This is a genomic window from Geodermatophilus sp. SYSU D00703, from assembly GCF_054050155.1.
Window position 1 is genome coordinate 1 of sequence record NZ_JBJGYU010000062.1, and the last position, 8377, is coordinate 8377.

General features: G+C 73.6%; 10 protein-coding genes and 1 tRNA gene. 5 read left to right on the forward strand and 6 right to left on the reverse strand.

Annotated features, from left to right (window positions below):
- Nucleotides 1-126: 126 nt before the first annotated feature.
- Nucleotides 127-199, reverse strand: a tRNA-Arg gene (locus ACI782_RS25810).
- Between the two features lie 132 nt (nucleotides 200-331).
- Here ACI782_RS25810 and ACI782_RS25815 point away from each other — a divergent pair.
- The 4 genes from ACI782_RS25815 (at nucleotide 332) to ACI782_RS25830 (ending at nucleotide 4231) form a co-directional block, all read left to right on the forward strand.
- Complete coding sequence (locus ACI782_RS25815; RefSeq protein WP_456912973.1) at nucleotides 332-1138, forward strand: class I SAM-dependent methyltransferase; 807 nt, start codon at nucleotides 332-334, stop codon at nucleotides 1136-1138.
- A gap of 183 nt (nucleotides 1139-1321) precedes the next feature.
- Entirely contained in the window at nucleotides 1322-1843 is a 522-nt protein-coding gene (locus ACI782_RS25820; protein ID WP_456912974.1) for a single-stranded DNA-binding protein, read from the forward strand.
- 102 nt (nucleotides 1844-1945) lie between these two features.
- The gene (gene ettA / locus ACI782_RS25825; protein WP_456912975.1) at nucleotides 1946-3616 is read left to right on the forward strand and encodes an energy-dependent translational throttle protein EttA; all 1671 of its coding nucleotides are present in this window, start codon (nucleotides 1946-1948) and stop codon (nucleotides 3614-3616) included.
- A 198-nt stretch (nucleotides 3617-3814) separates the two neighbouring features.
- Complete coding sequence (locus tag ACI782_RS25830; RefSeq protein WP_456912976.1) at nucleotides 3815-4231, forward strand: acyl-CoA thioesterase; 417 nt, start codon at nucleotides 3815-3817, stop codon at nucleotides 4229-4231.
- Nucleotides 4232-4334: 103 nt separating this feature from the next.
- Here the strand turns inward: ACI782_RS25830 and ACI782_RS25835 are convergent, their stop codons facing one another.
- The 5 genes from ACI782_RS25835 to ACI782_RS25855 all read right to left on the reverse strand — a co-directional run bounded on the left by ACI782_RS25835 (nucleotide 4335) and on the right by ACI782_RS25855 (nucleotide 7319).
- Entirely contained in the window at nucleotides 4335-4766 is a 432-nt protein-coding gene (locus ACI782_RS25835) for a YccF domain-containing protein (protein WP_456912982.1), read from the reverse strand.
- A 101-nt stretch (nucleotides 4767-4867) separates the two neighbouring features.
- Nucleotides 4868-5401 carry an MOSC domain-containing protein gene (locus tag ACI782_RS25840; RefSeq protein ID WP_456912977.1) on the reverse strand — a complete coding sequence of 178 codons (534 nt, stop codon included), beginning with the start codon at nucleotides 5399-5401 and terminating at the stop codon, nucleotides 4868-4870.
- On the reverse strand, nucleotides 5398-6018 hold the full coding sequence (locus tag ACI782_RS25845) for an energy-coupling factor transporter transmembrane component T (protein WP_456912978.1): 621 nt from the start codon (nucleotides 6016-6018) through the stop codon (nucleotides 5398-5400). The genes ACI782_RS25840 and ACI782_RS25845 overlap by 4 nt, the downstream gene beginning before the upstream one ends.
- Nucleotides 6018-6749 carry an energy-coupling factor ABC transporter ATP-binding protein gene (locus ACI782_RS25850; RefSeq protein ID WP_456912979.1) on the reverse strand — a complete coding sequence of 244 codons (732 nt, stop codon included), beginning with the start codon at nucleotides 6747-6749 and terminating at the stop codon, nucleotides 6018-6020. Before ACI782_RS25850 ends, ACI782_RS25845 begins: the two co-directional genes overlap by 1 nt.
- A gap of 3 nt (nucleotides 6750-6752) precedes the next feature.
- Entirely contained in the window at nucleotides 6753-7319 is a 567-nt protein-coding gene (locus tag ACI782_RS25855; protein ID WP_456912980.1) for a biotin transporter BioY, read from the reverse strand.
- Between the two features lie 595 nt (nucleotides 7320-7914).
- On the opposite strand from ACI782_RS25855, the gene ACI782_RS25860 reads away from it, so the two are divergent.
- Complete coding sequence (locus ACI782_RS25860) at nucleotides 7915-8283, forward strand: hypothetical protein (RefSeq protein WP_456912981.1); 369 nt, start codon at nucleotides 7915-7917, stop codon at nucleotides 8281-8283.
- The last annotated feature ends 94 nt before the right edge of the window (nucleotides 8284-8377 follow it).

The following is an 8377-nucleotide window of genomic DNA, read 5'->3' on the forward strand; positions in this document are numbered from 1 at the left end:
CGCCGAGGTGCTCCACCCCGGCCCCGCCGGCGTGCGCGCGGCCTTCGCGGGGGCCCCCGCCCCGGGGGCCCGGGGGGCCCCCCCCGGCCCCCGCTCCTCTTTTCGGGGAGGGTGGGCGCCGGCCAGCGCGCCCGGCAGGGATCGAACCTGCGACCAAGTGCTTAGAAGGCACCTGCTCTATCCGCTGAGCTACGGGCGCTCGGGGGCGATCATCGCACCCCCGGCGCCGCTCCGATCCGCCGACGGGCCATGGTCCACGGTCCTCTGGTGCCGACCGCCGGCCCGGACGACGATCTGCTGCACAAGCGCCGCCCGTCGTCGGGAGGCCGCCGTGGAGCAACTCGGTACTGCTGCAGGACCGTGGACCGGCGCGGCCCAGTACGAGGCCTACGTGGGCCGGTGGAGCAGGCCGGTGGCGCGGCGGTTCCTCGCCTGGGTGGCCCCGCCCGGCGGGCTGCGGTGGCTCGACGTCGGCTGCGGCACCGGCGCGCTGACCGAGGCGGTGCTGCAGGCCTGCGCGCCGGACAGCGTCCTCGGTGTCGACCCGTCCGCGGCCTTCCTCGGCCACGCGACCGCACACGTCCGCGACCGCCGGGCGTCGTTCCGGGTGGGCGACGCGCGAGCCCTCCCGGTGGCCGACGCGTCGGTCGACGTGGTGATCTCGGGGCTGGTCCTCAACTTCGTCCCCGACCAGGCTGCCGCCCTGGCCGATATGGCACGTGCGGCCCGGCCGGGGGGAGTCGTGGCGGCGTACGTGTGGGACTACGCCGAGGGCATGCAGATGATCCGGCTGTTCTGGGACGCTGCGGGGGCGCGCGACCCGGCTGCCCGGGCGCTGCACGAGGGCGTGCGCTTCCCTGGCTGCGCCCCTGACCCGCTGCGCGCGCTCTTCGACGCGGCCGGCCTGGCCGAGGTGGCGGTCGAGGAGATCGTCGTCCCGACGGTGTTCCAGGACGTCGACGACTACTGGCGGCCCTTCCTCGGCGGAACGGGGCCGGCGCCGGCGTACGTGGCCTCCCTGGCCGACGCCGACCGGGTCGCGCTGCGGGAGGAGGTCCGGCGCCGGCTGCCGATCGGGGACGACGGTGCGATCCGGCTCTCCGCCCGCGCGTGGGCGGTGCGGGGGCGCAGGGGCTGAGGCGGTCACCCGGGCAGTCCAGCACCCGGCCGCGGGAGGGCCGGCTGCGTCGTCCACAGGTCCCGGGTTCGTCCACAGGTCCACCGGTTCGCTGTCCTCCGACGTGCCCGCGGCAGAGGGTCGACCGCAGACCGGCACCGCGCCGGCTGCGCCGTCCGGCGGCGCACGGACCCGAGGAGCACCGTGAACGAGACCCACGTCACCGTGGTCGGCAACGTCGTCGACTCGCCCCGTCGCTTCAGCCCCGACGGCGGCAACCCCGTGACCAACTTCCGCATGGCGTCGACGCAGCGCCGCTTCGACAGCAGCACCCAGCAGTTCGTCGACGGCACCACCTTCTGGGTCGACGTCGAGTGCTGGAACGAGCTGTCCGGGAACGTCTCCGGCAGCGTCAGCAAGGGCGACCCCGTCATCGTCTACGGCACGCTGAGCACGCACAGCTGGGAGAGCGAGAACGGCCGGAGGAACGTGCCCCGTATCCGGGCCACCGCCGTGGGGCCGAACCTCAACCGCGGCACGGCCCTGTTCAAGCGGAGCCGGCCGGCGCGCACGGCCGAGGAGGTAGGGGTCCCGTCGCCGTCCGCGGCCGACGAGACGTACGCCGGGGAGAGCGACGTGGTGCCGGGGCGGGACTACGTCGACGCCCCCGAGGCGTTGTACGAGAGGAACCTCGCCGATCGCGCTGCGGAGCCCGCGCACGCCTAGCCGTCAGGGCTGGGAGGATCGGACGGGAGCACGCAAGGGGGCGGGCCGGTACACGGCCGGCCCGCCCTCCACTCGCGAACCGACGGAAGGCCTCGAAGCCCAGTGGCTCAGTACATCTACACGATGGTCCGTGCGCGCAAGGCGCACGGCGACAAGGTGATCCTGGACGACGTCACCCTGTCGTTCCTGCCCGGCGCCAAGATCGGCGTGCTCGGGCCGAACGGTGCCGGCAAGTCGACGGTCCTCAAGATCATGGCCGGACTGGAGCAGCCCTCCAACGGCGACGTGATGCTGGCACCGGGGGCCACGGTCGGCATCCTCCTGCAGGAGCCGCCGCTCAACGAGGAGCTCGACGTGCGCGGCAACGTCGAGGAGGCGGTCAAGCCCCTCCGCGACGCGCTGACCCGCTTCGAGGAGGTCAGCGCGGCGATGGGGGAGCCCGACGCCGACTTCGACTCCCTCCTCGCCGAGCAGGGCGAGCTCATGGAGTTCATCGAGAACCACGACGGGTGGGAGCTCGACGCCCGCATCGAGCAGGCCATGGACGCGTTGCGCTGTCCGCCTGGGGACGCCGATGTGACCGTCCTCTCCGGTGGTGAGCGCCGCCGCGTCGCGCTGTGCAAGCTGCTGCTCGAGGCGCCGGACCTGCTGCTGCTCGACGAGCCCACCAACCACCTCGACGCCGAGAGCGTGGCCTGGCTGGAGCAGCACCTGGAGAAGTACGCCGGCACCGTCGTCGCGGTCACCCACGACCGGTACTTCCTCGACAACGTGGCCCAGTGGATCCTCGAGCTCGACCGCGGCCGCGCCTTCCCCTACGAGGGCAACTACTCCACCTACCTCGAGACCAAGGCCGCCCGGCTCAAGGTCGAGGGCGCCAAGGACGCCAAGCGGCAGAAGCGCCTCAAGGAGGAGCTGGAGTGGGTGCGCTCCGGCGCCAAGGCCCGCCAGGCCAAGAGCAAGGCCCGGCTGCAGCGGTACGAGGAGATGGCGGCTGAGGCCGACAAGTACCGCAAGCTGGACTTCGAGGAGATCCAGATCCCGCCGGGCCCGCGGCTGGGCAACGTCGTCGTCGAGACCAAGGACCTCACCAAGGGCTTCGGCGACCGCGTCCTCATCGACGACCTGTCGTTCACGCTCCCGCGCAACGGCATCGTCGGGGTCGTCGGCCCGAACGGCGTCGGCAAGACCACGCTGTTCAAGATGCTCGTCGGCGAGGAGAAGCCGGACGACGGCGAGATCAAGGTCGGCGAGACGGTCAAGCTCTCCTATGTCGAGCAGAACCGCAGCGGCATCGACCCCAAGAAGACGCTGTGGGAGGTCGTCTCCGACGGCCTGGACCACATCCAGGTGGGCAACGTCGAGATGCCCTCGCGGGCCTACGTCGCCGCGTTCGGGTTCAAGGGCCCGGACCAGCAGAAGCCGGCCGGCGTGCTGTCCGGCGGTGAGCGCAACCGCCTCAACCTCGCTCTGACCCTCAAGCAGGGCGGCAACCTGCTGCTGCTCGACGAGCCGACCAACGACCTCGACACCGAGACGCTGACCAGTCTGGAGTCCGCGCTGCTGGAGTTCCCCGGCTGCGCCGTGGTCGTCAGCCACGACCGGTGGTTCCTCGACCGCGTGGCGACGCACATCCTCGCCTACGAGGGCGAGTCGAAGTGGTTCTGGTTCGAGGGCAACTTCGAGGACTACGAGAAGAACAAGGTCGAGCGGCTCGGTCCGGAGGCGGCACGTCCGCACCGCGCGACCTACCGCAAGCTCGCCCGCGACTGACCGAGGACCCGTCCCCCCGCCCTCCGCGAGGTCGGGCGGGACCCGGGACGGGCCGCGGCGAGCCTCCCGACGGGCCCGCCGTGGGCCGTTGCAGCACCTTCCGGACGGCCGGTCGGAGCACCCGCTCCGGCCGGCCGTCGGCGTCCGCGTGCCGGGTCGCGTGGGTGCGCCGGGCGGCCGTACGGCAGGGTGTCGGCCGTGCGGTACACGGTGCAGGTCCCCATGCGCTGGTCGGACATGGACGCCTACGGCCACGTCAACAACGTCGTCTTCCTGCAGTACTTCGAGATGGCCCGTGTCGACCTGTTCTTCGACCGGGCCTCGCTGGAGGAGCGGACCGGGCTGCGCCGCGGCACCGTCGTCGCCGCCCACGACATCCAGTACAAGCGCCCGGTCGTGTACTCGCCCCGGCCGCTCGACGTCCAGATCTGGGTGTCGGGCATCCGGGCCGCGGCCTTCACCTGCCACTACGAGGCCTTCGACCACGACAACCTGGCGGTCACCGGCAGCACCCTGCTGGTGCCCTTCGACTTCTCGATCAACCGGCCCCGCCGGCTCACGCCCGACGAGAAGGACTACCTCGCACGCTGGACCGACGAGGAACCGCAGGCCTGACGCCCGCGTCCGCAGGCCTGACGCCCGCGTCCGCAGGGCTGATGCCGCGTCCGTAGGGCTGATGCCGCGTCCGTAGGGCTGGTGCCGGGTCTTGTCCGGTCGCTCAGCGGACGGCCGGCGCCTGGACCACGCCGCTGCCGGCGTGCAGCCAGTCGCGCGGGGGAGCGGTGTCGACCACCCGCTTGCCGAGCGGGAACAGACCGACGGCGGCGAGCTTGAACGACGCGATCCCGAACGGGATGCCGATGATCGTCACGCAGAACGCGATGCCGCTGACGATGTGCACCAGCGCCAGCCACCACCCGGCGACCACGAACCACAGGAGGTTGCCGATGGCGGAGGCGACGCCGGCACCGGGCACCCGCACCGTCGTCCGGCCGAACGGCCAGACCACGAAGCCGGCCAACCGGAAGGCGGCGATGCCGAAGGGGATCGTCACGATCAGCAGGCAGGCGATCAGGCCCGCCAGGGCGTAGGCGAGGGCCAGGATCCAGCCCTGGAAGACCAGCCAGACCAGGTTGAGCAGCGTCCGCATGGTGTCCACGCCAGTCTCACGGGCCGGGTCGGCGCCCGGTTCCCGCGCGCCGCCGGGCCGTGCGCACGGTGACCGTGGGACCACCGCGAGGTGTCGGGGTCTCAGCCCTCGACGATCCGGGGCACGGGGCGGTCCGCGCCCGTCGGGGCGCCGCGCCGGGCCGCCTCCTCCTCGGAGAGGGCTCGCACCGGCGCGCCGGGAGCGATCACGGCGCCCGCCAACACGGCGGCGTTGATCCCGCCGCGGTGCACCATGGCCTTGACCAGCCGCGTGCCGGTCAGCCGCTCCAGGTGGGTGCACGGCGGGCAGCGCTTCACCCCGAACAGCAGCGCCTCTCCGACGGTGAACCAGCGGCCCACCAGTGACGGGAGGTCGACCCCCGTCGTCACCAGGTTGCGGCGGGTGTCGCCCGGCGTGAGGTCGGCACCCACCTCCGCCGCGACGGCCGCGACGTCGCCGGCGTCGATGAGGGTGACCTGCTTCTCCAGGTCGGGATAGCGCGCCCACGTACCGCCGCCCAGGGCGTAGCGGTCGCCCTCGAGCCCCCGTCCAGGGAGCAGCCGCGCCGAGGGCACCTGCCGCATCGGGGCCGCGGCCGCCTCGGTCAGCCAGATCTCGGTGAGCTCGCCGGTCACGCCGCACCCCGCACCGGCACGTCGTCCGCCCCGCGCGCGTCGAGGGCCTCGCTGAGCGTGTGCGCGAGTCGCAGCACCGAGATCAGCAGCGGCACGAGCATCCCGGCGCGCAGGCGTGGGGCCCCGCGGGCGGCCTGTGCCTCGCGGATCCGCGCGGCCTGCTCGGCCACGAGCGGGATGAACCGCAGCGTCATCGCGATGACCAGGCCGACCCGGGCCGGCCGCACGCCGACCACGCGCAGCGGCCCCGCCAGCCACTCGACCACGGCCACGAGCGCGGTGACCCGGGTGGTCGCGGTGACCACGGCGGCCGCCAGCACCAGTGTCAGCAGGCGCAGCACGGCCACGGTCCCGGTGACGGCGTCGGTGACCAGCAGGTGGAAGGCGAGCAGCGCGGCCAGCCAGATCCACACCGGCCGCACCTGCGCCCACAGCGCGCCGGCCGGCAGTCGGGCTCCCAGCAGGCCCACGACCAGCACCCCGGCCAGAGCCGCGGCCACCACGGCGAGGCGGTCGGTGAGGAACAGTCCGACGCCGAGCGCCGCGAGCAGCCCCAGCTTCAACCCCGCCGGCGCGCGGTGCACGACGCTGGGGCCCGGGAGGTACAGCGACAGCATCACGCCATCCTGGCCACGTACCAGGGCACCGTCTCGGCCGGTGTGCCGTCGGCGACGACGCGGCCCTCGTCGAACACCAGCACGCGGTCGAACCCGTCGAGCAGGTCCAGGTGGTGGCTGACGACGACGACGTCCTGCTCGAGCTCGGCGATCACCTGCGCCACCCGCCGGGTGTTGGCCAGGTCCAGCAGCGTGGTGGGCTCGTCGAACACGATCCGCTCCGGCCGCATCACCAGCACGCCGGCGATCGCCAGCAGCTGCTTCTGCCCGCCCGAGAGCAGGTGCGCCGGGTGGTCGCGGTGGCCGTCGAGCCCGTAGCGCACGAGGACGTCGTCCACCCGGCGGGCGATCTCCTCGGCCGGCAGGCCCTGGTTGGTCGGCCCGAACGCGACGTCCTCGGCGACGGTCGGGTGCACGATCTGCGCGTCGGGGTCCTGGAAGACGAAGCCGACCCGGCGACGCACCTCGCGCACCCGGGTGCGGGTGTCCAGCCCGTCGACGAGCACGGTCCCGCTCGTCGGCACGACCAGCCCGTTGAGCAGCCGCGCGAAGGTGCTCTTGCCCGAGCCGTTGGCCCCGATCACGCCGATCCGCGACTCGGTCAGGGCCAGCGAGACGTCGGCGAGCACGGTCCGCTCGCCGTAGGCGTGGCCGACCTCGCGCAGCTCGATCGCGGTGCGCGGGAGGGTCGCCCCAGGCGCCGCCGCCGCGCCCCGCCGTCCCCAGCGCACGCGTCAGCCGGCGGCCGCGCGCCGGGCCGGCACCTCGATCACCGGGTAGGCGCGGCGGACCGCCACCGCCACCACCGCGGCGACGACGGCCTTGACCACGTCACCGGGGACGAATGCCAGCGCGCCGGTCGCCGACACTGCCAGCGGGACGTCGCCGTAGAGGCTGGTGAACGGGATGCCGATCGCGTAGATGACCAGCACCCCGCCGACGAGGTTGGCGACCAGTGCCCAGGCCAGGTTGAACCGCCGCCAGAACAGCTGGGTCAGCCAGCCGATGACGAACGCGGCGATCGGCCAGCTGTACAGGTAGCCGGCGGTCGGCCCGACGAAGACGCTCAGGCCCCCGCGGCCGCCGGACAGCACCGGCGCGCCGACCGCGACCACGGCCAGGAAGACCAGCAGCGCCAGCCCGCCCCGCTTGGCGCCCAGCACCGAGCCGGCCAGCATCACGCCGAGGGTCTGCGCGGTGATCGGCACCGGGATGCCCGGGACCGGCACCGGCGGGAGCAGCCCCAGCACGGCCGTGATCGCCGCGAACAGCGCGACGTAGGCGAGGTCCCTGGTCTTCACGGCGCTCTCCTCCTGACGGCGGGGGCGGTGCCGGCCCGCTGGGGTCCCCGCGGAACGTACCTGAGCGCCGACCCCCGGCCGCCCTCCGGATTCCTGCCCGCCTCGGGGCCGCAACCACACCGCTCCACTCGCCGGACGAGCCCCGACATCTGATCGCCCAGGGTGTCGGCGCGCTCACCTGCAGATACGTGAGCCGGTTTGCCGGGCCCGCCGGGGGCGTGTTGTCTGGAGTTCCTGAGCCCCCTCGGCGAAGGCGGAACAAGGCATGGCAAGCGGGTGGTGGGCGTCCCTGCGGCAGTGGGGACGCACCGCACCGCGCGAGCTCCCCGTGGAGGAGCCACGGGGCCCGGACCGGGCACTCGGCGAGGGTCCCCGGACCCCGCGGACGCCGCTGCCGGGCCTGCCACCCGCCGTCGACGAGGAGGCTCCGCACCGTGCTCCGGCCGGTGCGACACGCGCCGCCGCGGCACCGACGCCGCCCCGGCACACCGCACGCCGACAGACGTCCGGTCCGTCCGGTCGAACCGGGTCGCCTCCCGACCCGGTCCGCAGCACCCCGCTGCGTCCTCCCCTCGAGACGACAGGAGCCCCATCCGTGGCACAGCTCGACAACGTCATCGCCGACCTGCTCGCGATCGAGGGCGCCAACGGCGCCGCGATCGTCGACATCGACAGCGGCATGGCCCTCGCGGCCGGCGGCACCCCGGGGTTCGACCTCAACGTCGCCGCAGCCGGGAACTCGAACGTGGTGCGCGCGAAGCTGCGCACCATCAACGACCTCGAGCTCAAGGACGAGGTCGAGGACATCCTGATCACGCTGCAAAACCAGTACCACCTGATCAACGTGCTCAAGGGCCAGGGCAACGCGGGCCTGTTCATCTACCTCGTGCTCAACCGCATGACCGCGAACCTCGCGCTGGCCCGGCACAAGCTGCGCGGCGTCGCGAGCACCGTGAGCGTCTGACGACGTCGCGGGGGGGGGGGGGGGCGGGGGGGGGGCGGGGGGGGGGGGGGGGGCGGCGGGGGGGGGGGGGGGGGGCGGCGGGGGCGGGGCGGCG

What these genes read in the sequence shown, in the direction of transcription:
- ACI782_RS25835 (WP_456912982.1), bottom strand. Translation starts at nt 4,766, where the DNA reads ATGCGGACGCTGCTCAACCTGGTCTGGCTGGTCTTCCAGGGCTGGATC.
- ACI782_RS25845 (WP_456912978.1), bottom strand. Translation starts at nt 6,018, where the DNA reads ATGCTGTCGCTGTACCTCCCGGGCCCCAGCGTCGTGCACCGCGCGCCG.